The sequence below is a fragment of the Hylemonella gracilis genome, from assembly GCF_004328645.1.
Classification (GTDB): Bacteria; Pseudomonadota; Gammaproteobacteria; order Burkholderiales; family Burkholderiaceae_C; genus Hylemonella; species Hylemonella gracilis_B.
Window position 1 is genome coordinate 3,792,694 of sequence record NZ_CP031395.1, and the last position, 22,273, is coordinate 3,814,966.

General features: G+C 64.5%; 26 protein-coding genes and 4 pseudogenes. 14 read left to right on the forward strand and 16 right to left on the reverse strand.

The annotated features are described in order from the left end of the window. Positions 1 to 3 precede the first annotated feature (3 nt). Positions 4 to 1,002 (forward strand): signal recognition particle-docking protein FtsY, encoded by a 999-nt coding sequence (gene ftsY, locus DW355_RS17615; protein WP_131282055.1) that lies wholly within the window; start codon positions 4 to 6, stop codon positions 1,000 to 1,002. A gap of 69 nt (positions 1,003 to 1,071) precedes the next feature. On the opposite strand, the gene DW355_RS17620 is transcribed toward ftsY, so the two are convergent. Then, positions 1,072 to 1,992, reverse strand: coding sequence for a LysR family transcriptional regulator (locus tag DW355_RS17620; protein ID WP_131282058.1), 921 nt, complete (start codon positions 1,990 to 1,992; stop codon positions 1,072 to 1,074). 124 nt (positions 1,993 to 2,116) lie between these two features. Between DW355_RS17620 and DW355_RS17625 the strand changes: the two genes are divergently transcribed. Together DW355_RS17625 and DW355_RS17630 are read left to right on the forward strand one after the other, a co-directional pair. Then, positions 2,117 to 3,088 (forward strand): Bug family tripartite tricarboxylate transporter substrate binding protein, encoded by a 972-nt coding sequence (locus tag DW355_RS17625; RefSeq protein WP_207388042.1) that lies wholly within the window; start codon positions 2,117 to 2,119, stop codon positions 3,086 to 3,088. A gap of 24 nt (positions 3,089 to 3,112) precedes the next feature. Beyond that, positions 3,113 to 4,726, forward strand: coding sequence for a gamma-glutamyltransferase family protein (locus DW355_RS17630; RefSeq protein ID WP_131282061.1), 1,614 nt, complete (start codon positions 3,113 to 3,115; stop codon positions 4,724 to 4,726). Between the two features lie 104 nt (positions 4,727 to 4,830). On the opposite strand, the gene DW355_RS17635 is transcribed toward DW355_RS17630, so the two are convergent. Next, positions 4,831 to 6,417 (reverse strand): hypothetical protein, encoded by a 1,587-nt coding sequence (locus tag DW355_RS17635; RefSeq protein ID WP_131282063.1) that lies wholly within the window; start codon positions 6,415 to 6,417, stop codon positions 4,831 to 4,833. A 166-nt stretch (positions 6,418 to 6,583) separates the two neighbouring features. On the opposite strand from DW355_RS17635, the gene DW355_RS17640 reads away from it, so the two are divergent. Next, positions 6,584 to 7,330, forward strand: coding sequence for a sulfite exporter TauE/SafE family protein (locus DW355_RS17640; RefSeq protein ID WP_131276706.1), 747 nt, complete (start codon positions 6,584 to 6,586; stop codon positions 7,328 to 7,330). A gap of 45 nt (positions 7,331 to 7,375) precedes the next feature. Here the strand turns inward: DW355_RS17640 and phhA are convergent, their stop codons facing one another. The 3 genes from phhA to selD all read right to left on the reverse strand — a co-directional run bounded on the left by phhA (position 7,376) and on the right by selD (position 9,977). After that, on the reverse strand, positions 7,376 to 8,263 hold the full coding sequence (gene phhA / locus DW355_RS17645) for a phenylalanine 4-monooxygenase (RefSeq protein WP_131282066.1): 888 nt from the start codon (positions 8,261 to 8,263) through the stop codon (positions 7,376 to 7,378). Between the two features lie 14 nt (positions 8,264 to 8,277). Further along, positions 8,278 to 8,601: a 4a-hydroxytetrahydrobiopterin dehydratase gene (locus tag DW355_RS17650; RefSeq protein WP_131276709.1), complete on the reverse strand. Its 324-nt coding sequence runs from the start codon at positions 8,599 to 8,601 to the stop codon at positions 8,278 to 8,280. A gap of 296 nt (positions 8,602 to 8,897) precedes the next feature. Next, entirely contained in the window at positions 8,898 to 9,977 is a 1,080-nt protein-coding gene (gene selD / locus DW355_RS17655; protein WP_207388043.1) for a selenide, water dikinase SelD, read from the reverse strand. Positions 9,978 to 10,040: 63 nt separating this feature from the next. Here selD and DW355_RS17660 point away from each other — a divergent pair, with 63 nt between their 5' ends. The 3 genes from DW355_RS17660 to ypfH all read left to right on the forward strand — a co-directional run bounded on the left by DW355_RS17660 (position 10,041) and on the right by ypfH (position 12,084). Then, the gene (locus DW355_RS17660; protein WP_131276712.1) at positions 10,041 to 10,502 is read left to right on the forward strand and encodes a DUF962 domain-containing protein; all 462 of its coding nucleotides are present in this window, start codon (positions 10,041 to 10,043) and stop codon (positions 10,500 to 10,502) included. Positions 10,503 to 10,511: 9 nt separating this feature from the next. Next, positions 10,512 to 11,402, forward strand: coding sequence for an urease accessory protein UreD (locus tag DW355_RS17665; protein ID WP_131276714.1), 891 nt, complete (start codon positions 10,512 to 10,514; stop codon positions 11,400 to 11,402). A gap of 64 nt (positions 11,403 to 11,466) precedes the next feature. Next, a complete protein-coding gene (gene ypfH, locus DW355_RS17670) occupies positions 11,467 to 12,084 on the forward strand; it encodes an esterase (protein WP_242671248.1) in 618 nt (205 codons plus the stop codon). Between the two features lie 115 nt (positions 12,085 to 12,199). On the opposite strand, the gene DW355_RS17675 is transcribed toward ypfH, so the two are convergent. The 4 genes from DW355_RS17675 to DW355_RS17690 all read right to left on the reverse strand — a co-directional run bounded on the left by DW355_RS17675 (position 12,200) and on the right by DW355_RS17690 (position 14,927). Then, positions 12,200 to 12,646 carry a DoxX family protein gene (locus DW355_RS17675; RefSeq protein ID WP_131276719.1) on the reverse strand — a complete coding sequence of 149 codons (447 nt, stop codon included), beginning with the start codon at positions 12,644 to 12,646 and terminating at the stop codon, positions 12,200 to 12,202. A gap of 443 nt (positions 12,647 to 13,089) precedes the next feature. Beyond that, positions 13,090 to 13,668, reverse strand: coding sequence for a YceI family protein (locus DW355_RS17680; RefSeq protein WP_131276721.1), 579 nt, complete (start codon positions 13,666 to 13,668; stop codon positions 13,090 to 13,092). 73 nt (positions 13,669 to 13,741) lie between these two features. Beyond that, on the reverse strand, positions 13,742 to 14,326 hold the full coding sequence (locus DW355_RS17685; protein ID WP_131276724.1) for a YceI family protein: 585 nt from the start codon (positions 14,324 to 14,326) through the stop codon (positions 13,742 to 13,744). Between the two features lie 25 nt (positions 14,327 to 14,351). Then, the gene (locus tag DW355_RS17690; protein ID WP_131276726.1) at positions 14,352 to 14,927 is read right to left on the reverse strand and encodes a cytochrome b; all 576 of its coding nucleotides are present in this window, start codon (positions 14,925 to 14,927) and stop codon (positions 14,352 to 14,354) included. Positions 14,928 to 15,153: 226 nt separating this feature from the next. Between DW355_RS17690 and DW355_RS18240 the strand changes: the two genes are divergently transcribed. From DW355_RS18240 to DW355_RS18440, 6 genes are all read left to right on the forward strand, one after another. Then, on the forward strand, positions 15,154 to 15,354 hold the full coding sequence (locus DW355_RS18240) for a hypothetical protein (RefSeq protein WP_242671249.1): 201 nt from the start codon (positions 15,154 to 15,156) through the stop codon (positions 15,352 to 15,354). Continuing rightward, on the forward strand, positions 15,348 to 15,533 hold the full coding sequence (locus tag DW355_RS18245) for a hypothetical protein (protein ID WP_242671250.1): 186 nt from the start codon (positions 15,348 to 15,350) through the stop codon (positions 15,531 to 15,533). Before DW355_RS18240 ends, DW355_RS18245 begins: the two co-directional genes overlap by 7 nt. 61 nt (positions 15,534 to 15,594) lie before the next feature. Then, positions 15,595 to 15,915 carry a hypothetical protein gene (locus tag DW355_RS18250; RefSeq protein WP_242671251.1) on the forward strand — a complete coding sequence of 107 codons (321 nt, stop codon included), beginning with the start codon at positions 15,595 to 15,597 and terminating at the stop codon, positions 15,913 to 15,915. A gap of 13 nt (positions 15,916 to 15,928) precedes the next feature. Further along, complete coding sequence (locus DW355_RS18255) at positions 15,929 to 16,102, forward strand: hypothetical protein (RefSeq protein ID WP_242671252.1); 174 nt, start codon at positions 15,929 to 15,931, stop codon at positions 16,100 to 16,102. A gap of 5 nt (positions 16,103 to 16,107) precedes the next feature. Then, a complete protein-coding gene (locus tag DW355_RS18260; RefSeq protein ID WP_242671253.1) occupies positions 16,108 to 16,527 on the forward strand; it encodes an amino acid permease in 420 nt (139 codons plus the stop codon). Then, the gene (locus tag DW355_RS18440; RefSeq protein WP_278249369.1) at positions 16,524 to 16,655 is read left to right on the forward strand and encodes a hypothetical protein; all 132 of its coding nucleotides are present in this window, start codon (positions 16,524 to 16,526) and stop codon (positions 16,653 to 16,655) included. Before DW355_RS18260 ends, DW355_RS18440 begins: the two co-directional genes overlap by 4 nt. Positions 16,656 to 16,758: 103 nt before the next feature. Here DW355_RS18440 and DW355_RS17700 read toward each other — a convergent pair. Next, positions 16,759 to 16,995, reverse strand: a pseudogene (locus DW355_RS17700) (TetR-like C-terminal domain-containing protein); the annotation flags it as partial. Positions 16,996 to 17,029: 34 nt separating this feature from the next. Further along, positions 17,030 to 17,344, reverse strand: coding sequence for a TetR/AcrR family transcriptional regulator (locus DW355_RS17705; RefSeq protein WP_207388044.1), 315 nt, complete (start codon positions 17,342 to 17,344; stop codon positions 17,030 to 17,032). Positions 17,345 to 17,476: 132 nt separating this feature from the next. On the opposite strand from DW355_RS17705, the gene DW355_RS17710 reads away from it, so the two are divergent. Continuing rightward, positions 17,477 to 17,896: a DUF2214 family protein gene (locus DW355_RS17710; RefSeq protein WP_165493225.1), complete on the forward strand. Its 420-nt coding sequence runs from the start codon at positions 17,477 to 17,479 to the stop codon at positions 17,894 to 17,896. Positions 17,897 to 17,936: 40 nt separating this feature from the next. Here the strand turns inward: DW355_RS17710 and eutC are convergent. The 5 genes and pseudogenes from eutC to DW355_RS18270 form a co-directional block, all read right to left on the reverse strand. Next, positions 17,937 to 18,763 (reverse strand): annotated as a pseudogene (gene eutC / locus DW355_RS17715) (ethanolamine ammonia-lyase subunit EutC). Between the two features lie 50 nt (positions 18,764 to 18,813). Beyond that, positions 18,814 to 20,124 (reverse strand): annotated as a pseudogene (gene eutB / locus DW355_RS17720) (ethanolamine ammonia-lyase subunit EutB). Between the two features lie 118 nt (positions 20,125 to 20,242). Next, positions 20,243 to 21,154 (reverse strand): annotated as a pseudogene (locus tag DW355_RS17725) (exopolyphosphatase). Between the two features lie 153 nt (positions 21,155 to 21,307). Continuing rightward, a complete protein-coding gene (locus tag DW355_RS18265) occupies positions 21,308 to 21,667 on the reverse strand; it encodes a hypothetical protein (RefSeq protein ID WP_242671254.1) in 360 nt (119 codons plus the stop codon). Further along, positions 21,627 to 22,154, reverse strand: coding sequence for an FAD-dependent oxidoreductase (locus DW355_RS18270; RefSeq protein WP_347562754.1), 528 nt, complete (start codon positions 22,152 to 22,154; stop codon positions 21,627 to 21,629). The genes DW355_RS18265 and DW355_RS18270 overlap by 41 nt, the downstream gene beginning before the upstream one ends. Between the last annotated feature and the right edge of the window lie 119 nt (positions 22,155 to 22,273).

Consider the following 22,273-nt stretch of genomic DNA (forward strand, 5'->3'; position numbering starts at 1 on the left):
TTCATGTTCAGTATCTTCAGAAGCAAATCGTCGACCGGAGTTCATTCCCAGCCCACGCCCCCCGCCTCGCAGAGTCAGCCCCGCGAGGGCTGGCTCGGAAAATTGCGTGCGGGCCTGCGCAAGACGGGCAGTGGCATCGCCACGGTGTTCACTGGAACGCGCATCGACGACGCGCTCTATGAACAACTGGAGGAGGCGCTGCTAATGGCCGATGCAGGCGTCAAGGCTACACAGTATTTACTCGACGATTTAAAACGCCGTGTAAAGGAAAGCAAAGCCACCGAGCCCGCCTCGGTCAAGGCCTTGCTGGTCGACGCGCTGGCCGAATTGCTCGCGCCACTGGAGCAAACCCTGAGCGTGGGCACGCACAAGCCGACCGTGATCATGGTCGCGGGTGTGAACGGCGCCGGCAAGACCACCAGCATCGGCAAGCTCACCCACCACCTCGCCGAAGCAGGTGCCAGCGTGCTGCTGGCGGCGGCTGACACCTTCCGCGCCGCGGCACGCGAGCAACTCATGGTCTGGGCCGACCGCAACCGCCAGGGCACGGGCAGCGTGGACATCGTGCACCAGGCCGGCGGAGATCCGGCCTCGGTCTGCTTCGACGCCGTCAGCGCGGGCAAGGCGCGTGGCAAGGACGTGGTGCTGGTGGACACGGCGGGCCGCCTTCCCACGCAGCTGCACCTGATGGAAGAGCTCAGGAAGATCAAGCGCGTGGTGCAGAAAGCCGATGAAACGGCCCCCCATGAAGTCCTGCTCGTCATCGATGGCAACACCGGTCAGAACGCGCTGGCGCAGGTGCAGTCCTTCGACGAAACGCTGGGCCTGACCGGCCTCATCGTCACCAAGCTCGATGGCACGGCCAAGGGCGGCGTGCTGGCGGCGATTGCGCTGCTGTCGCGCGAGCGGCCTCTCCCCGTCTATTTCATCGGCGTGGGCGAGCAGATCGACGAGCTTGAGACCTTCAGCGCGCGGGAATTCGCACAGGCGCTGCTGGACTGATGGGGCTCACTTGCCAGCGGCAGGCTGCCCTGCGCTGAATGGACGCCGAGCGCCCCGGAAAGCGCGCCATCAACTGCTGGGGCGCAGATGTTTGCGCGCCAAGGCCAGAAAAGCCATCGCCGCAGGACTCAACGGTTGCTTGGCCAGCCGGATCGCCACGACAGGAAACTCCAGCACCGGCCTGGCGATGGGGACGGCACGCAGGTCTGGCGGCATCAGCCGTGCCACATAACGCGGCAAGAGAGCCAGACCCATCCCGGCCTGCATCATTCCGAATGCGGTGCTCAACATGGCGACGTGCTGCACCACCTGCGGGTACACATTGGCCACGGCACTCAACTCACGGCTGATGGCGCGCCAGACCACGGCATCCGGGTTCACATGCACCATGGGCAACCCATCCAGATCACGGCCTTGCACGCTGGCGCGACCCGCCAAGGCGTGGTCCTGTCGCATGAACAGGGCCATGCGTTCGGTGAAGAGCCGCTCCGTGGCGAGGTCGGAATGCATGTTCCCGATGTCTGACCCCAGCGCCAGATCGACCTCCCGCGACAGGACCATGGACACCATTTGTGCCGCTGTGCTGTCGTGCACCGTGGCCACCAGCTGCGGGTAAGCCGCAGAAAAACGCGCCAGCAGCGCGGGCAGCAACGCCCCGGCGGTCAGGTGCCCCACCGCAACCATCACGCGGCCTTCTTTCAATTGCGCCTGCGAGCGGCAGGAACGCACCGTTTCGTCCATCATCCGCAACGCGCGCTGCGCGGTATCCGCCAGCAACTGGCCCGCATCGGTGAGTCGGATACGCCGGCCCCGCACCACCAGAGGCTGCCCCACCTCGCGTTCCATGCGCTTGACCAGATGACTCACGGCCGGTTGAGTCAAGCCCAAGGCATCGGCGGCGAGCGTGAAACTGCCCGTCTGGGCAATGGCCACCAGGGCTCGAAATTGTTGCAGTGACACTTCGTCGTTGGGAATCGGCAGGCTCTTCATGACGTGACGTCATAGTGAAATAAATCTGATTATCTGTTTTGATGTGCCAACGAAGCCTAGAGTGCCCCAAGTCTGAGGCGTTCACCCCAGCGTTTTAGTTTGCTCACTTGCAAGGAAGAGAACCATGATCCGTCGCCATCTCCTTCTGCGCGGCTTGGCCGCCGCGCTGGCGTTGGGCGCCGTTGCGCCCCTGACCCTGGCCCAGTCCGCCAAGCCCATCCGCCTGGTGGTCCCCTTCCCTGCGGGCGGTGCCACCGACCTGTTCGCGCGCACGCTGTCGCAAAAAATGGGGGAGAAACTGGGCACCACCATCGTGATCGACAACAAGCCGGGCGCCGGTGGCAGCCTGGGTTCGGACTTGGTCGCCCGCGCACCGGCCGATGGCTTGACACTGCTGCTGGCGACGACCAGCACGCACTCTATTGGACCGGCCCTGGGCGGCAAGCTGCCCTACGACACGGTGCGTGACTTCACGCCGATCGCGCATGTGGGCAATGCGCCCAGCATCATGTTGGTGCCCAATGATTCCCCGGCCAAGACCGTCAAGGAATGGATCGAGTACGCCAGGAAAAATCCCAACCAGCTGAACTATGCCTCCAGCGGCAACGGCACCATCGTCCAGTTGACGGCCGAACTGTTCAAGGCGCAGGCGGGACTGCAGGTGACCCATGTCCCCTACAAGGGCACGGCGCTGGCCATACCCGACTTGATCAGCGGTCAAGTTCAGGTGATGTTTGATTCGTTGCCGACAGGCATGCCCCATGTTCGCGATGGACGCCTGCGCGCACTTGGCGTCACCACGCTCAAGCGCAGCCCCCTCGCGCCCGACCTGCCCCCCGTGGCCGACACGCTCCCGGGCTTCGAGTCGAACACCTGGTTCGGCCTGTACGGCCCCAGGGACTTGCCGGCCGAGGTCGTCACCCGCGTGAACACCGCCGCGAATCAGGCGCTGAATGATGCCGAGGTGCGCGCCAAGCTCACCACGCTGGGCATCGAACCGGTCAACAGCACCCCGCAGCAATTCAGCAAGATGGTGGCGGCCGACCTCGCCAAGTGGAAGCAGATCATCGTCGAGCGCAAGATCGTCAACGAATAGTCCCCTTCCTGCAAACGGAAAGTCATGCAGTTCAACTACCACAACCCCTACCTCTCCACCCGCATTCCGGTTTTCGCGCGTAACGTCGTCTCCACCTCGCATCCGTTGGCGGCGCAAGCGGGTCTGCGCGTCCTGCAGCAAGGTGGCAACGCGGTGGATGCAGCGATTGCCACCGCCGCGGTGATGACGTTGGTGGAACCCGTGAGCAATGGTCTGGGCAGTGATGCGTTCTGCATTTTGTGGGATGGACAGCAGTTGCACGGTCTCAATGCCTCAGGCCAAGCACCACAGGCCTGGACCGTCGAGTACTTCAAGGCCAAGTGCGGGACAAGCGCCGCCACGCCGCCCATGCGCGGCATCGACTCCGTGACCGTCCCCGGCGCAGTGCGCGGTTGGGTGGCTCTGAGTGAGCGCTTCGGCAAGCTGCCCTTTGGCGACCTGATGGCGCCCGCCATCGAAGTGGCCGAACGAGGTTATCTGGTCCCCCCGGTCGTGCAACAGAAGTGGGCCGCTGCCACGCCTCTGCTGAGGGACATCGCGGGCTTTGCCGACACTTTCCTGCCTTGGGGCCGCGCTCCGGAAATTGGCGAATTGTTCCGCTTCCCGACGGCGGCGCGCGCGCTCAAGGCCATCGCCGCGACACGCGGAGATGCCCTCTACGAAGGGGAGATCGCCGAAGCCCTGGTTGCGTATGCCCGGGCACAGGGCGGCGCCATGACGCTGCGTGACCTGTCCTCCTATCGGCCTGAGTGGGTAGAGCCTATCGCCCGCGATTACCGGGGCTACACCCTGCACGAAATTCCGCCCAACGGCCAGGGTATCGCCGCATTGATCGCGCTGGGCATCCTGGAACAGTTTGACGTGGCGAGTCTGCCAGTGGACTCGGCGGCGTCTCAGCATCTGCAGATCGAGGCCATGAAGCTCGCTTTTGCCGATGTCTATCACTACGTGTCTGACCCCTCGACCATGACGGTCACGCCAGCGCAGATGCTGGACGACGCCTACCTGGCATCGCGCGCCCGCATGATTGACCCGCGCCGCGCGCAGAACTTCGCGGCGGGCAACCCGGTCAAAGGCGGCACCATCTACCTCACGGCAGCCGACGAGAACGGGATGATGGTCAGCTTCATCCAAAGCAACTACATGGGCTTTGGTTCAGGCTGCGTGGAACCCACCTACGGCATCAGCCTGCAGAATCGGGGACACGGCTTCAGCCTCCAAGCCGACAGCCCCAATGTCGTGGCCCCTGGCAAGCGTCCGTTCCACACCATCATCCCGGCGTTCCTGACCAAGGACGGTCAACCGGTGATGAGCTACGGCGTCATGGGCGGCAATATGCAACCTCAGGGGCACATGCAGACCCTGGTCCGCATGCTGGACTATCACCAGGGACTCCAAGCCGCCTGCGATGCCCCGCGCTGGCGTTTCAACAAAGGACTGAACATCAATGTGGAGGCGGCGATGCAGGCCAGCACCCTGCAAGGTCTGCAGGACCTGGGCCATGAAATCGACGTGATCCATGACTCCTACCAGGACTTTGGCGCCGGGCAGTTCATTTGGCGTCTTGGTGATCCGGCCGTCGAGGGCTATGTGGCGGCCAGCGACCCGCGCCGCGACGGCTTGGCCGCTGGCTATTGAGATCGGCACGGCACCATCATCGACCCCCGTTGGCATTACGCCGAGGTACCGAAACCCGGTGCAACACGGCATCCGCCGTGGTCGACCGAACCGAGGGCGGCCCGTCAAACGAGTCGCTTGGCGAAATGCTGGTCATCCGGCGTTGCATGCCGATCTGTCACTTCATGATCCACCAGCGTTTCACGGACATGCAGCAGTTTTTTGTCCGTGCGTTCCTCAGCGCTGTCCACAGCGCCGTCCAAGGCTTCGATCAAGGTTGTGATCGTGCTGTCGTCACGAATGGTGTGTCGATCGTAGTTGCCTGACTTGAGATCCAACATGGCGCCGTTGCGTGCCCTGGCGTAACTGGCATCCAGGCGCTCATGCCGCGTCTGGACAATGGACGCATCCTTTTCGCGGCGATGAATCTGCATCTTGGTCTGTTGGCTGATGGCGTAGCTCACCTCGCCCTCTTCACTCAGAACCCCGCGGGCGTTGTTGCGCGTGAATTTGCCACTGAAGCTGGCTTCGAAGTCTGGCAGTCCTGTCAGCAGCGGCTGAATTTGGTCCGTCAAACCGTACCCCAGCAACGCCATGGCATCAGCGATGCCTGCCACGCCTTTCCCAGCTTGGGATTCGGCGATGCCGAGCATTTGCTCAAAGCCGCTCTTGAACATGTTCACCAGCGTTTCGTCGGCATGGCTGCGACTGGCGGCGGCGTCAATCTGCTGCAGGTATTGCGCGATAGCGGCCTGGCGCTGGGTCACGCTGCCCCGCAGCAGCGGGGCAGCGTCCAGGCGCATCTGCATCTCGCCCAGCGGGCCCTTGTACGCCAGTGTGTTTTTGTCTACCCCCAGACGGAGTGAGAAGGAATCGTACAGGGCCGTTTTTTGCGCGGCGGGGGTTTCGATGTCCAGACTCAAACTTGAAAATACGCTGCGGTCATAGTTCATCAGACCCGACAGATTCATCTCCGGCGCATCCGACCGACCCAAGCCCGCCAAGGCCTCATCCAGGCCACCAGCAAGCGCGGCCAAAGCCTTGCGCTCTGCATCACTCAGCGCCCCGGAACTGCTGACCGCGACCTGCACTCCCGGGATGCCGCCACCTGACTTGTTCACGGCAATCTGTAGATCCACGGTCTGACCCGAGCGAGTCTTGACCTGGAAATGGGCCGTGGCCGCTCCAAGTCTCACGCTGCTGTACTGATCGTCCAGGGGCAGTCTGGGGTCCACGTTTGCCAGAAACGTCTGGCGGTATTGCGGCGGCGTGGAAGTCAACGTCGCCAGGTGTGACAAGAGCGCACCGCCCAGGTCACGCCACTGGTTGACGAAATCACGCGGCTGGCTGCGCCCAAAATTGTGAGCCATCAGGTCACTGATGACGTCTCCCGGTGCCGAGGCCCACGCCTGTTCCGACTGCGTCGAGGCGCCCAGCACGCTGGCCTGGGCACTGGAGTCCGTCCACGCTGCGACGTTGAGGGCTTGCAGATGCTGGTACGTGTTGTCAGCGGGGACTTCCCCGCCCAGCGCCTGTTCACGCCGGATGACCGATGGCATTGAAACCGCAAGCCCATGGGCAAGACCGCTGGCATTGACCCGGGGCACGACGGCACGACTGGCCTCGCTGCCCTGGCGCAGTCGCAGGGCCTCCGGATTGAGATGGATGCTGGTGCTCTGATTCGTCAGACCTGACGCGGAAACTGTGGTCACGGGGCCCGCCCCTCCTGGTTTGGTGTTGTCCACTGGAGGCTTTTAAGCCGTGCTTCGTTTATCGACAGAATCAACTGAACATTGAGCCCTGCGGCACAGCGGGTGCCGGCTGAAACCCAGGCACAATCAACGCGGCGCTTACCTGAAGCTCTCCTGAGGCCCCCGCTTGACCGACATTCCCATCCTCATCCTTGGAGCCGCCCTGGGCGGGCTCGTGCAAGGCATCTCGGGCTCCAACTTCGGCATGACTTCCACCGCGATCTGGGCCTGGTTTCTCGCGCCGCAACTGACCGCCGTGCTGTCCCTGTGCGGTTCGCTCACCGGACAGATTCAGGCCGCCTTCACCTTGCGACGCAGCTGGCAGTGGCGGCGCATCCTGCCTTTTCTGGCGGGTGGATTGGCGGGCATTCCTCTGGGCGTGATGTTGCTGCCGCAACTGGACGTGGGCCTCTTCAAGACCGCGCTGGGTGGCCTGCTGGTGATCGCTTGCCCGGCCTTGCTCCTCGCCCCCAATCTGCCACGCATCCACCACGGCGGACGCATCGCGGACGGTCTGAGTGGGTTGGGGGGCGGCATTCTGGGCGGACTGGGCGGCTACACGGGCATCCTTCCCACGCTCTGGGGAACGCTGCGCGGATGGCCGAAGGACGAACTGCGCGCCCTGGTGCAGAACTTCAACCTCGGCATCCAGCTGGTCACGCTGGTCGCCTATCTGGCGCGCGGACTGATCACCCGCGCCACGCTGCCTTCGCTGGCCCTGCTCATCCCCGTGGTGCTGCTCAGTTCCTGGCTGGGCACGCGGCTCTACCTGGGCCTGAGCGAGGCACGCTTTCGGCAGATCGTGCTGCTCCTGCTCACGGTCTCGGGCGCAGCCCTGCTAGTGTCTGGGCTGACGCAGCTGCTCGCACGCTGAAAGACCGAAACGTGGTCGCAACCCGTGTTGCCCGGGGCCGAGTCCTCAGGGCGCACGCCTGGCGGCGTGGTAGCGACCCGTGCCCCGCGTGAGGACCTGATCTACAGCCAGAACCTCACCAGGCTCCAGCTCGGGCTCGGTCACGACCCGCGCGTACAAAGGCGCGAAGTCGATGTTGGCCAAGCCCAGCAATTCATCGAAGTCGGGGATGACAAAATAGCTTTCCTGGAAATCGTCGATGCGGTAGCGCGTGCGCATGACACGCGCCAGATCGAAACGCAGGCGATTGGGTGAGGCATCCTCGACGCTGAAACAGGTCTCCGTGTACGAAGACACGATGCCCGCGCCATAGATGCGCAGGCCGTTCGGCTGCTGCACCAGGCCGAATTCCACGGTGTACCAGTAGACGCGGGCCAGCTTGTCGAGCATGCCCAGGCTTTGGGCCCGCAGCCCCCCTTCGCCGTAAGCCTGGATGTAATCGGCGATGACCGGGTTCATCAGCATGGGCACATGGCCGAAGACATCGTGAAAGACATCCGGCTCTTCCAGGTAGTCCAGCTCATGCGGCTTGCGGATGAACTGGCCGGCGGGGAAACGCCGGTGCGCCAGATGTTCGAAGAACACCTCGTCGGGCACCAGGCCTGGCACCGCCACCACTTCCCAGCCGGTCTTGCGGCGCAGTACCTGGGACATCTGCTCGAAATCGGGAATGCGGTCCGCGCGGAAGGGCAGGTCTCGCAGGCCCCGGACGAACTCATCACAGGCGCGGCCAGGCAAGAGACGCGACTGCCGCTCGAACAGCGCGGCCCAGACCGCATGCTCCTGCGGTGTGTAGTGCTGCCAGCCTTGATCGATGGTCCAGTCGGGGCGTTCGGGCCTGTGTCCCAAACCTGCCGCCAGACCGTGCTTGCCGGATGCCGGAGCAGTTTGCATGGCGTGGCTCCCGGCTAGTGGGCAGCGGACAACAAGGTCGCCGCGCAACGGTCCATGTAGCGGGCCATCTCGATGTCTTTCATCGACAGGCCCTGGACGTCGTGGGTGGTCATCACGACCGACACCCGGTTGTAGACATTGAACCACTCGGGATGGTGGTTGTGCTTCTCGGCCACCAGGGCCACCTGGGCCATGAAGCCGAAGGCTTGCGTGAAATCCGCGAAGCGGAACTCCCGGGCAATCAAGCCACCGCGCTCGGCGCGATGCGTCCACTCGGGCAAGGTGGCCAATTCGGCGCGCAACGGCGCCTCGTCAAGTTTCACGGAATGGTCGGACATGCTGCAGGCTCCAGAAATCGAATGACCCAAACCGGCTGACACCGTGAAAAAGTGGCGCCAGCCCAGAAGAAAAAAGGTCAATTCGGCGGTGCGCAGGGCACGCCACGCACGCTGCGCGCGAGGTGTTCGCCGATGATGCTGAAAGCCTGCGTCATGGTTGCAGAGCGGGTCCGTCGTGGTGCTGCCCCAGGCGTATCGCAAGGGCTGGTGCATTATCAGCGCCGCGCGCCAAGACGCCGCCTTGGGTAAACCCTGGACCGGCCTCGCCCGACATATGGCGCAGAGTCAACCCAAAGTCAGCGCACGACCAGACGCCCCGCACCCTCGTCCGTCACACGACCGATTTCGGCAGCAGCGTCAAAGCCCTGCCGACGGAAGGTCTCCAGCACCTGGGGCACGGCCTCGGGCGCGCAACTCACCAGCAGGCCGCCGCTGGTCTGCGGATCGCTCAGCAAGGCCCGGTCCACGGCCGCGAAATCCGCAGGCAAGCTCACGGATGCACCATAGCCGGCCCAGTTGCGACCCGACGCACCGGTCACGAAACCTTGCGCGGCCAGATCACGCACGCCCGGCAGCAGAGGCACCTGGGACCAATCTATTTCCACGGTACGCCCGGCGCCGCGCGCCAGCTCCAGCCCATGGCCGGCGAGGCCAAAACCCGTCACATCGGTCAGGGCGTGCACGCCCTCGATCGCCGCCAGCTCGGGGCCGGGGGTGTTCAGGCGCGTGGTCGTGTCGATCATGCGCGCGTAGCCCGCCGCATCGAGCTGTTCCTTCTTGAGCGCGGCGGACAGAATGCCCACACCCAGGGGCTTGCCCAGGACCAAGCGATCCCCCGCCCGGGCATCCGCATTGCGCTTGACACGGCCGGGGTGCACCAGGCCCAGGGCCACCAGTCCGTAAATCGGCTCCACCGAATCGATGGTGTGGCCGCCCGCGATCGGGATACCGGCCGCCTTGCAGACGGCCTGGCCACCGTCGAGGATGCGACCGATGGTCGCCGTGGACAGCACGTTGATGGGCATGCCCACCAGGGCCAGCGCGAGGATGGGCCGCCCGCCCATGGCGTAGACGTCGCTGATGGCGTTGGTCGCGGCGATGCGCCCGAAATCGAACGGGTCATCGACGATGGGCATGAAGAAATCGGTGGTGGCGATCAACGCCTGCTCATCGTTGAGCCAGTAGACCGCCGCGTCGTCGGCCGTCTCGATGCCCACCAGCAGCTCGGGCGGCACCGGCAGGCCACTGCTGCTTTTCAGGATGTCGGACAGCACGCCCGGCGCGATCTTGCAGCCGCAGCCGCCGCCGTGGGACAGGGAGGTCAGGCGGGGCTCGGCGCCCCGGGACAGGTCAGGGGTGGAAGTCATGGCAGCCATGGCTATCATTGTGCCCTGCATAAGAGGTTTGCCCCCGGACCCATCCCACTTCAGGAGACCGCCATGACCACGCTTGCCCAGGACAACCACGACGGCGCCACGCGCCGCGTCGATCAGTTGCTCGCCCACTATGGCGAAAGCCACCGCAACCCGGCCAACGAGCTGATCCACTACGCCGCCATTCCGCTCATCATGCTCAGCATCGTGGGCCTGATCTTCGCCATCCACCCGCTGGCGGCTTATGCCTTCATCGGGGCCAGCCTGATCTATTACATCCGCCTGTCGCGCCTGTTCACCCTGGCCATGGCGGCCATCTCGGCCATCGGCCTGGTGCTGGTGCACCTGATGGGCGACTACCGCGTCGCCATCTGTGCCAGCATCTTCGTCGTGGCCTGGATCTTCCAGTTCATCGGCCATCGCATCGAAGGCAAGAAGCCCTCCTTCTTCGAGGACGTGCAATACCTCTGGGTTGGCCCGCTCTTCGTGCTCAGCCACCTGTTTCTCAAGCGCGGCCTGCGCTGGTAAGTTCCCTGCATGAGCTGGCACGCCGCGCTGCGACTCGACTACACGCTTGAAAACAGCCGCAGCGTGGCGCGTTATCGCCACGACGGACCGCTGCGCATCCTGCAAAGCCTGTACCCCGAGGGTGACGCGATCTGCCACAACGTGCTGGTTCACCCGCCCGGCGGCCTGGTCGGCGGTGACACGCTGGACATCCAGCTCTCGGTCGCCGCAGGTGCGCACGGATTGGTCACCACCCCCGGCGCCACACGCTTCTACCGCAGCACCGGTGATGCCGCCGCCCAGCGAGTCCACGCCCGCGTCGACGACGGCGCGAGGCTGGAATGGCTACCGCTCGAAGCCCTGGCCTACCCGCAATGCCAAGCCGAGAACAAGGCCGTGTTCGACCTGGCCCCAGGCGCGGAACTGATCGGCTGGGACGTGACGGCACTGGGTCTGCCCGCCGCGGACCAGGCCTTCACCCAAGGCCGTTTCTCGCAGCACCTGGAAATCCAGAACCTGAACGGCTTGCACCATGAGGCGCGCACGCCGGTCTGGCTGGAACAAGGCCGCATCGACGCGACCGATACACGCTTGATGGACGGACCGCTGGGCCTGGCGGGCCACCGCTGCCTGGGCACGCTGTTTTTTGCCTCGGGCACGGTCATCACACGGGTCCGGCGTGAGGCGACCTTGGACGCGGTGCGTGCCGCGTTGGAATCGCGCGTAACGTCCGGCGATGCGTCACCCGACACGCCTCCCCTCGTGGCCGGCGCGACCAGCCCCCATCCCCAAGTGCTGGCCGTGCGGGTGCTGAGCCCGCTGGTGGAGCCCGCGCTGAACCTGCTCAAGCGCCTGCGTGGCGTCTTGCGGCACGAACTCTGGCAACTGGAAGCCACGTCGCCGAGGACTTGGGCACTTTAAGAGACGCTTTCCAACGCACCCGCCGAAACGCAACGCCGAACCACGGCTCGACACGAACCACACCATGACCGAAGCCCTCATCCTCCAGGACCCCGCGCAAGGCGGTGGCACGAAAGCCGCGCAATTGATCCTGCTGCTGCACGGCGTGGGCAGCAACGCGCAGAGCATGGTCGGCTTGGGACAGGCCTATGCGCGTTCGTTTCCAAATGCCATGGTCGTGGCCTTGAACGCGCCCGAACCTTTCATGCCCGGCACGCAAGTCCAGCTCGCGGGCCATCAATGGTTCTCCATCCACGGGGTGACGGAAGACAACCGCCCCGCGCGCGTGACGCAAGCCCTGCCCGCCTTCGAGGCCCTGGTGCGTCACTGGCAGCAGCGCAGCGGCGTGGACGCGGCCGGCACGGCGCTGGTCGGATTCTCGCAAGGCGCCATCATGGCCCTGGCCGCGGCGATGCAGCCTGAGCCCGTGGCGGCCCGCACCATCGCCATCGCGGGGCGCTTCGCAGCGCTGCCTGAGGCGCCGCCTCACGAAAGCTGCACCATCCACCTGCTGCACGGCAAGAGCGATGCAGTGATGCCCTACCGCCATGCCATCGAAGGGCCCTGCGCCTCAAGGAATTCGGCGCCGACTTCACCGCCGACGTGCTGCCCTTCATCGGCCACGAACTGCACCCGGACCTGATCGAGCTGGCGGTGGAAAAGCTGGCTCAACACATCCCCGCTCGGCTGTGGTTGAAGCCTGGGGAGGGGGATGATGTGGGAGAAGGACAAAAGTCAGAATGACCTTGTTTTCCAGCTCAATGGGAATGTGACTTGGAAGTAGCGCCACCATTGAATTCATTCAATGCGACGGCCAAGCAAACGATCCCCCAGAAAACCGGGTATTCATAGCCACCCGTGTTCCAAGTCCAACCGAAGCCTTTCACCATTTGAAGGGCGTATACGGCAACCGCCAACGCTCCAGCAGCACCCAAGGCCGCAAAGCGTGTGCAGATCCCGAAAAGCAAGGCAAGCCCAGTTCCCACCTCAACCATCGCGGCCAAGATCACCCAGAACTCCGGTGGCGCAAAGCCCGCTTTGGCAAAAAAGCCAACCGTTCCAGGATTCAATGCACCAGCGGCAAATTTGCTTGCCGCATGAGGGAACATAAAAACACCACAAATGATGCGAAGAATGTTCCAAGGATTGGTCAGATTGAAGCTTGCAGCACGGATTAAAAAATCCTTCTTGGTGATTCCTAGCATGATGTTTTTCCTTTCGTAGATCACGTCTCATCCTATTCTTTGTAGAGGTCATGATTCGAGCAGGCCCAGTGACTCCATTGATTCAAATCAATCAAAGAGTCCGTCCGTCATGAACGTGAACCTAGAAAAATCCAGTCGCTCACCATGCAAAGGATGAGATGGATCAAGGTTGGTAACGCCTTCTCGCAAAAAACGTCGCAACACGCTCTCTGCGATTGAGACAAGGGCATTGAACTTCTCTGAGACCGACACCTGACTTGCTCCATTCCGCCCATTTGAAGCAAGGATCGGTGACACCTTGGCCTTTGAAATATCGGGCCAGCTTGTCCAATGAGGCCGCCTGACCCACAGCTTTAAGCTGGCATGCTTCTGGATTCAGCGTGACGAGGCAAAAAAAAAGCCGGTCGGAAACCCGGCCGGCTTTTTTGAGAAGGCGAACCCGCTTACTGCTTGATGGCTTCCACCTGCACCAGCAGCTTCACTTCCTTGGGAAAGCCCCAATTCAGGCCGAAGTCGATGCCGTAAGCGCTGCGGTCGATGATGGTCTCGAAATCGCCACCGCAGGCTTCACGCTTGAGCATGGGGTTCATGTAGCAGTTGAACTTGCTGGCCTTGAGCGTGACGGGTTGGGTCTTGCCCACCAGGGTCAGGGTGCCGGCGATCTCGCTGACCTTGTCGCCGTTGAAGCTGAATTTGTCGGCGGTGAACTTGGCCGTCGGGAATTTTTCGGCGTTGAAGAAGTCCGGGCTTTGCAGGTGCTTGTCAAAGGCCGAGGTGCCGGTGCTGATGGAGGTCATGTCGATGGTGATCTCGACGCTGCCCTTCTTGGCGGCCTTGTCCAGCTTGACCGAACCGTCCTTCTTGTCGAAGCGGCCACGGTTGGTCGTGGTGCCCATGTGGTCGATCTCGAAGGTCACGAAGGTGTGGGTCGGGTCAATGCTGTAGGTAGCAGACTGGGCCTGGGCGGCGCCAGCGGCGGCCAGGGTCAGACCGACGAGAGTGGCGACGGTGATCTTGCGCATGAGGGAACTCCTGTGAAACAGCAAGGGTTGAGAAAAAAAGAATCGAAACGGCAGATGCGGCGAAAAGCCGGTGTCAAAGCTTGCCTACGCCAGTCAGCGCCAGCTTGAACTTGACCTGGACTTCGTCCGCCACCATGGAAGTGTCGGACCACTGGTTCTCGCCGATGGCGTAGGCCAGGCGCTTGATCGTGAACACACCGGTGGCGGTGGTCGTGCCACTGGCTTGCGTCAGCGTCACCGGCACCGTGACCGGGTTGGCGCGGCCCTTGATCGTGAGTTGACCCGCCACCTCGTACTTGCCCGCGCCCAAGGCCTTGATGGCCGTGGACTGGAAGCGGGCCTGTGGGAAGCCCGGCACGTTGAACCACACGGCCTTGGGCAGTTCAGCATCCGCCTCGGGCACGCCCAGCGTGGCACTGGCCATGTCCACCGTGAAGGCGATCTTGCTGGTCTGAGGCTTGGCAGGGTCGAAGGCGATCTGGGCGTCGAATTTCTTGAAGTAGCCCTCCACGGGCACGCCCATCTGCTTGCTGACGAAGATGATTTCGCTTTGCGCGGGCAGCAGTTTTTGCTGGGCCTGGGCCGGCAGGGACAGGCTGGCGAGGACGGACAGCGCCAGCAGCAGGCTCCCCGTGAAAAGGCGGCGGATGAAATGCATGATCGGAAGGACTCCAGCTAAAAAATCAGGAACGGCCAAACCACATGCGGCCGATCAGGCCATCACGGTCCAGCCACTGGTGCTTCAAGGCCGCCACCACGTGCAGCAGCACGAACAGGGCCATCAGGTAGGCGCCGATTTCATGCGCTTCCTTGAGGGTCTTGGCCAGGGCGGCGTCCTTGCCCACGAAATCGGGCAAAGGCAGCACGCCGAACAGCACGATGGAAAAACCCGTGGCCGAGCTGTAAGCCCAGCCCAGCAGGGGCACCGCAAAAAACAGGAGGTACAGCGCGACGTGCGTGCCATGGTGGGCCAGGCGCTGCCAGGTCGGCATGGCCTGCGCGATGCCCGGCGGCAAGGCAGGCGCGGGGCGGATCAGCCGCCAGGACAGGCGCAGGAAGGAGAGCGCCAACACCAGGATGCCCACCCACTTGTGCCAGTTGAACAACTTGAGCCGCTGCGGGGAAAAAGGCAGGTCGGCCATGTACACCCCCAGGGAGAACAGGCCGATCAAGACCAGGCCCAAAGTCCAGTGCAGGACGATGGCCAGACCGTTGTAACGCGCGGCTGCGGGAATGGCAGAAGAGGAGGAGGTATTCATGGCAATGGCTGGGCATTCTAGGAAGCCCGCTTTATCCCCAGGATGAGCAGGCTTGTCGGCTGGATTCAAATTTTTTGCTTGCCAACCCGGTGCAGGGCCTTTCCCCTCTGGCACCGTTTTTGCACTTGCCCCGGGGCTTGGCCCGGTGTTCGCCACGCGCGGCCCCGGTTCGCTGGCTTCCTGTTCCCCTTGTTCTTTGTCTTCCCCTTTGCTGAAAGGCACTTCCATGAGTGAAACAACAACAGCCGCGGCTTCCGGCGGCGGTGTCACCTACCAATCGGTGGACAGCAGCTACTTCGAAAAACGCGGCCTGCGCCGCTACGCGGGCGTGGCCTCCCTGTGGGCGCTGGGCGTGGGCGCGGTGATCTCCGGCCATTTCTCAGGCTGGAACTTCGGCTTGGGGGCGGGCGGCTGGGCGGCATGCTGATCGCCACGGTCTTCATCGCCATCATGTACCTGGGTCTGACTTTCTCCATCGCCGAGATGAGCCCGGCCTTGCCCCACACTGGCGCGGCCTACTCCTTCGCCCGCTCCACCATGGGGCCCTGGGCGGTTTCATCACCGGACTGTGCGAGAACGTGGAGTACGTCATCACACCGGCCGTGATCGTGTTCTTCATCGGCTCCTACCTGGCTCCATCTTCGGCACGCCGGAGAGCTTCCAGCCGGTGTACTGGATCGGCGGCTACATCGTCTTCGTGGGCCTGAACGTCGTCGGCGTGGAGCTGTCCTTCAAGGTCACGCTGGTGGTCACACTGCTGGCCCTGGCCTGCCTGGTGGGCTTCTGGTTCAGCGCCATCCCCAACATGGACTTCACCCGCTGGGCGCTCAATATCGGCGTGGGCGCCGATGGCGCGCCGGTGGAACTGGCCGGGGGCGGGGGCAGCTTCCTGCCCTTCGGCTTTCATGCGCGCTGGCGGCCATGCCGTTCGCGGTGTGCTCTTCCTGGCCATCGAGCAGTTGCCCCTGGCGGCCGAAGAATCGGTTGACCCGAAGCGCGACATGCCGCGCGGCATCATCCTGGGCATCATCACGCTGATCGTCTCGGCCTTCATGATCCTGCTGCTGAACTCCTCGGTGGCCAAGGGTTCCTTCGCGCTCGCCACCTCGGGTGAACCGCTGCTGGACGGCTTTCGCGCGATTTACGGCGACGCATCGCCAAGATCCTGGCGCTGATCGCCGTGATCGGCCTGATCGCCAGCTTCCACACCATCATCTACGCCCAGGGTCGGCAGATCTACTCGCTCTCGCGCGCCGGCTACTTCCCGCGCGCGTTGTCCATCACGCACGGTACGCGCAAGACGCCGCACCTGGCCATGGTGGCTGGCGCGGTGGTGGCGCTGATCGTGATGTGCGTGATCTGTACGGCGTGGAGAACAGCGCCGGCATCATCGCGGCACGCTGCTCAACATGCGGTGTTCGGCGCGATGATTTCCTACATCATGCAGGCCCTGTCCTTCATCTTGCTGCGCAAGAAGTTCCCGAACATCGCGCGCCCCTACAAGAGCCCCTTCGGCGTTGTTGGCGCGGCCCTGACCATGCTGATCGCTCTGGTCACCATCTACTTCCAACTCTCCGACCCGGTCTACCGCGCGGCGTGATCGGCGTGGCAATCTGGTTCGCGATCGGCATCATCTACTTCGCGCTGGTCGGGCGCCACAAGCTGGTACTGTCACCCGAGGAAGAATTCGCCCGCTCCAAGGGCACGGCGGAATACAAATCCCTCTGAGACAGAACGAGACAAAACGCGCCGAAGCCGCAGGGCTTCAGGTGCGCAGGGGAAGAAGGGCAACCTTCTTCCCTTTTTCATGCCGGGTCGGCCAAGCCGCCCATCAACAGTTGCAGCAGCTTGGCGCCCATCGCGCTGGCCGCCACCTCGCTTCCCGCGCCAGACCGTACAGCCCGTGCGTCTGCTCTTCGAGCACCAGCGTGGCGTAACCGTGCGCGAAGGACCAGGCCAGCAAGATGCGCTCGCCCAATTCGGCGGGGGGCAGGCCGCGCGCGGCAATCAGTTCCGAGTACACCTGGCGCAAGGCGTCCCCAGTGCGGCGACCGGCGGCCTGGAGGGCGGCATCCTCGGGTCCAGCCGGTCACGACGGAACATCAGTTGGAACAAGGCGCGGTGCCCAGGGCGAAATCGATGTAGGCCGCGCCCAGGGCCTGCGCGCGTACACGCGCATCCTCCCCGGCGCCCCGCACCCGCGCCTGCATGGCGTCGGCCAGGCGCTCGAAGCCATCGGCCGCGCAAGCCGTCAACAGGCCACGCGCGTCACCGAAGTGGTGGGCCGGCGCCGCGTGCGACACCCCAGCCACCCGCGCCGCGGCGCGCAAGGAAAAGCCTTCCAGACCCTGCTCACGCAGCAGTTCGATGGTGGCATCGACCAGCGCCCGCCGCAGGTCGCCATGGTGGTAGGGCACGGCGATGCCGAGGCCTGGCGCGTTGCGGCCGGGACCTCGGAAGTTTGGAAGAAGGCATGCCCGGATCATAACTTGACAATGTCTAAATTAGCCTCTACAGTCCGCCCACCCCATCTAGACATTGGAAACATCATGACTCTGCCCATCCCGGACCTCGTGCTGGCACTGCTGCACCACCTGGTCGTTTTCTCGCTCGTTGCCGTTCTGTACGCGCAATACCTGCTGCTGGGCAGTCAACCCGATGCGGCCCGACTGCGCACGGTGGGGCAACTGGACAAGGCCTATGCCGGACTTGCGGTCGGCATTCTGATCATCGGTTTCGCGCGCGCCGCGCACGGCGCCAAGGGCTGGGCTTTCTACGCCGACAACCCCGTGTTCTGGGCCAAGATCGCGGTCTTTGGCCTGATCGGCCTGCTGTCCGCCGTGCCGACAGTGCGTTTTCTGCGCTGGCAAAAGCAAGGCGGGGCACGGATGCGCCGGCCTGGCGCGCCACCCGGCGCTGGATCCTGGCCGAGCTGCTGTTGTTACCCCTGCTGCCGCTGTTGGCCATGATGGCGCGTGGCATCGGACTGTGACGGGAACGCGAGCTAGGTCAGGGAGGTGCGGCCCCATCGGCGTCCAGCGTCAGTTCATCGCTGCGGTCCTTCAGGTCGACGCCCGTGAGTTGCAGCTTGCGCGCCTCGCGGCACAACCACCAGAAGCGCGCCGCCGCAGCCGCGGCGGGCAAGCCTTCGGGCCGCACATTGGAAATGCAGTTGCGCTGGGCGTCGTTGCGCCCCGGTCGGGGCGCCCAGGTCAGGTAGATGCCCAGACTGTCGGGCGAAGACAGGCCAGGGCGCTCGCCGATCAACACCGCGACCATGCGGGCTTGGAGCAAGGCACCACCTCGTCGCCCAGAGCCACCCGGGCCTGGGTGGCGATGGCCACGGGACCAGCGTCCAGTCCGACGGCGCGAGCCGACAAATGGCATCAATCAAGGGCAGGGCCTGGCGCTCCACCGCCAGCGAGGACAGGCCATCACCCACCACCAGCAAGAGGTCACAGCCCTCGGCCGGGCCCGTGCCGCGAGTAGCGTCGCATCCTCGGTGTTCAGACGGCGGCCCAGATCGGGACGCAGCAGGTAGGTGGCGCGGTCGCTGGCGGCGCTGCGCACGGTCAGGGTCTCGCACCCCAGGGCCTGCAAGCGCGCGGCCAGGGACGCAGTGTCGAGCTGGATGTGCACCGCGTCCCGCGCCTGGGCATGGGCCAGGCCGAAACTGAGCAGTTCCTTGGTGGGCAAGCCGGCTCCCGCGCGGCCCAGGGCGATGCGCGCCGCGGTGTGGCGCGCAGGTCGGTCCAGGGGTCCGCAGTCCAGGCATCGGCGCCCCTCGCGTCAAGGTTGGCGACCGCCGGAGACAACTCGACCACCTTGCCACTCATGGGGTTCCCTTTCCTGTGTCAGGCATCGCGCATTTCCGCCTGTGCCTGCCTCACGCCGCCTTGCGCATCATCTCCAGCGCGGGTTGCCGCGCGCTGCCACTCAGCAGGCGGCCAGCTTCGTCGATGATCTGCATGCGCTGCAGCCAGGCTTCGAACTCCGGCGCGTGGCGCAGGCCCAGCACCTGGCGCACGTAGAGCGCGTCGTGGAGGACGTGCTCTGGTAATTGAGATCGTCCCCCGGCACGCCCATCACGAAGTTCACGCCCGCCACGCCCAGCAGGGTCAGGTCCCATGTGATCGGGCCTCGGGGTTGGTGTAGACCCCACCGGGCCCACAGCAGCTTGCCGCAAAAATCCAGGCCGGCACGCACGATCTGCTTGCCGTCGTACAGGTATTCGGGGCCGATGAAGCCGACCACGGTGTTGGTCAGCAATGGCTTGAACTCGCGCGCCACGGCGTAGGCCCGCGCTCGCAGGTCTGCTGGTCCACGCCGTGGTGTGCGTTAGCCGAGAGCGCGCTGCCCTGCCCGGTTTCGAAATACATGACGTTGTCGCCCACGCCGTCCTGCAAGGGACGGCCGCGCAGCGACAGCGCCGCCTCGCGCGCCTCACGCAGCACGGCCAGGCTGACGCCGAAGCTCGCATTCGCGGCCTCGGTGCCCGCGATGGACTGGAACACCAGGTCCACCGGCGCGCCCTGCTCGATCATCTGGATGGTGTTGGTCACGTGCGTGAGCACGCAGGTCTGGGTCGGAATGCCCAGGCGCTCCACCACCTCGCCCATGCGCCGCACCAGGGTGCCCAGGGCGGCCACGCTGTCGGTGGCCGGGTTGACGCCGATCACCGCGTCGCCGCAGCCGTAGAGCAAGCCATCGATCATGCTGGCGGCGATGCCGCGCACGTCGTCGGTCGGGTGGTTGGGCTGCAGGCGCACGGCCAGCCGGCCCGGCAGGCCAATGGTGTCGCGAAAGGCCGTGATCACCCGGCATTTGCGCGCCACGGCAATCAGGTCCTGGTTGCGCATGAGCTTGCTGACCGCCGCCGCCATCTCGGGCGTGAGGCCTGCGCGCACGGCGCTGAGCGTGTCGCTGGTGGTGCGCTCGTCCAGCAACCAATCCCGGAAAGCGCCGACCGTCAGGTGGGCGATGGGCGCGAATGGCATGCGTCGATGAGCCGCGTGTCTCTCGTCCAGCTCGGAAGGTGCAGCGGCGCGCCACCAGCGCCAGCGCGCCCGCCCGAGGAAGTAGCCGCCACACCGGCCAGTGCGTCGCCGGACCGCAACGGCGTGGCCTTGGCCATCAAATCCCGCAAGTCACGGAACTGCCAGTTCTGCTGCGCGACGGTGGCTTGGTAGGCGGACATGGTGCCTTTCCTTCAAGCAGCAAATATGCCAGCGCTTGTCCATCCGGGCAAGACCGGCAAGCGCACCAGGGGCGCCGCGATCCGTGGACTGCCCACGCGTCCAGAGACGCGACGGGCCTCAGCCGTCCGCGTTGATCTTGGCGATCAGCTTCTTGAGCACGTCCTCGGCCTGGTCATTGGGCACCTGGCAGGTGCCCGCGGCCTGGTGGCCACCGCCGCCGTACTGCAGCATCAGGTCGCCACATTGGTCTTGCTGGAGCGGTCGAGGATGGATTTGCCGGTGGCGAACACCGTGTTCTGCTTCTGCGGACCCCAAAGCACGTGGATGGAGATGTTGGTTTGCGGGAACAGCGCGTAGACCATGAAGCGGTTGGTGGCGTAGATAGTGTTCTCGCCGCGCAGGTCCAGCACCGCCAGATTGCGGTGCACCTTGGTGCAGCGCTTGATCTGCTCCTTGGCTTTTTCGGTGTGCTCGAAATACAGGTCCACCCGTTCCTTGACGTCGGGCAGGGCCAGGATTTCGCCAATCGTGTGGTCCTTGCAGTACTTGATGAGGTCCATCATCAGCTGGTAGTTGCTGATGCGGAATTCACGGAAACGGCCCAGGCGGGGCGGGCGTGTTCAGCAACCAGCCCTTCGAGCACTTCACGCACGTACGCGCACTGTCGGCCTTGTCCACGCCTCCATCATCTCGTCGGAGATGCCGGGGAACTTGGCCTTGCCGCCGTAGTACTCGTAGACCACGCGCGCGGCCCGGCGACGCGTCGATGATGTGGTTCTTGCGTGCGTCGGCGGACTGGCCCGCGTTGCGGATGGTTCGGAGAGGTGGGTCGAAAGCCATGTACGCGCCGGGCACGTAGGGCAGGTTGGTGGTGATGTCGCGCTGGCTGATCTCGACCTTGCCATCCTGCATGTCCTTGGGGTGGACAAACTTGATGTCATCGATCATGTCCAGTTCGTTCAGCAGCACGGCGCAGACCAGGCCATCAAAGTCGCTGCGGGTGACAAGGCGGTATTTTTCTTGGCTCATTGATCACTCTCCTCCATGAATATGTAAGCAGATATTACAACACCGGTTTTCGCGTGTGAGGGTATCGACCCGGGGTCAGACCTCATGCGCCGAGGGCCAGCGCCAGCAATTCCTCGGCGAAGGCATAAGACGTTGAGGCCCCCGTGCCCCCGGTCACGATGCCCAGCGCCACCCCTGGGACGGCGACGTCTTGAACACCACGTCGGCGGCGCTGGCGTAGGTGCCTGTCCAGCGCTCGATCACGACGGCGCCCTCCGACCCAGCCACGGGCAGCACGCGCCGCAACTCGTCCAGGATGAGTTCGTCCACAGCCGTGCTGCCGAAGGGCGCCTCGGCATCGCCGTAGACATGGCTGTCGCCCACCACCAGCGAACCATCGGCCGACTGCACCACGATCAGGTGCACGCCCTGCTTCAGGTGCTCACCCTGTTCCGCTTGCAGACGCTGCAACAGTGGCGCGGCCTCGGGTAACTCACTGTAGCCCTCGTATCGCACCAGGCTGAGGTCTGACATCAGGGCTGCGGGCAGGTGGACGGGCACGGCGGGCCGCACGCATCATCTGCAAGGTGCTCATGCGGATACGGGCTTGCTCGATGGCCTCGGGGTAGAGCGCGTTCAACTCATGGCCCGGACAGACCACACAATGGTCGGCACGCAGCACACCGCGGCTGGTGGCGACGGTGGGCAGGTCCACACCATGCACCACCGTGCGCCAGTGGAAGTCCACGCCCTGCGCCGCCTGCAGCCAGGCGGCGAGCTTGGGAATGGCCTCGCGCGACTCCACGCGGCGCTCGTGCGGACTGTAGAGCGCGGCAAGGTGCGGCCCCAGCGCCGTTTGTCCAAAGCGGGCCTGCGTCTGCGCGGGCGTCAGCAGTTCGCACCCCTCGCCCATTTCAGTGCGCAAGAAGGCCTCGACCACGGCCAGGGCCTCGGGCCGCTGCGCCGTGAGGTACAAGCCGGGATGGATGACCGGGATACCCGCCTGCGGCGCAATGGCCAGCCAGGCGTCGCGTCTTCATTGCACGGCGCCAGTGCTCGCCGCGCCGTTGACCCGTGACGGTGACGAAACCGAAGTTGCGGATGGACGCCCCGATGCTCTGCGCTGTGCGTTCGACCACG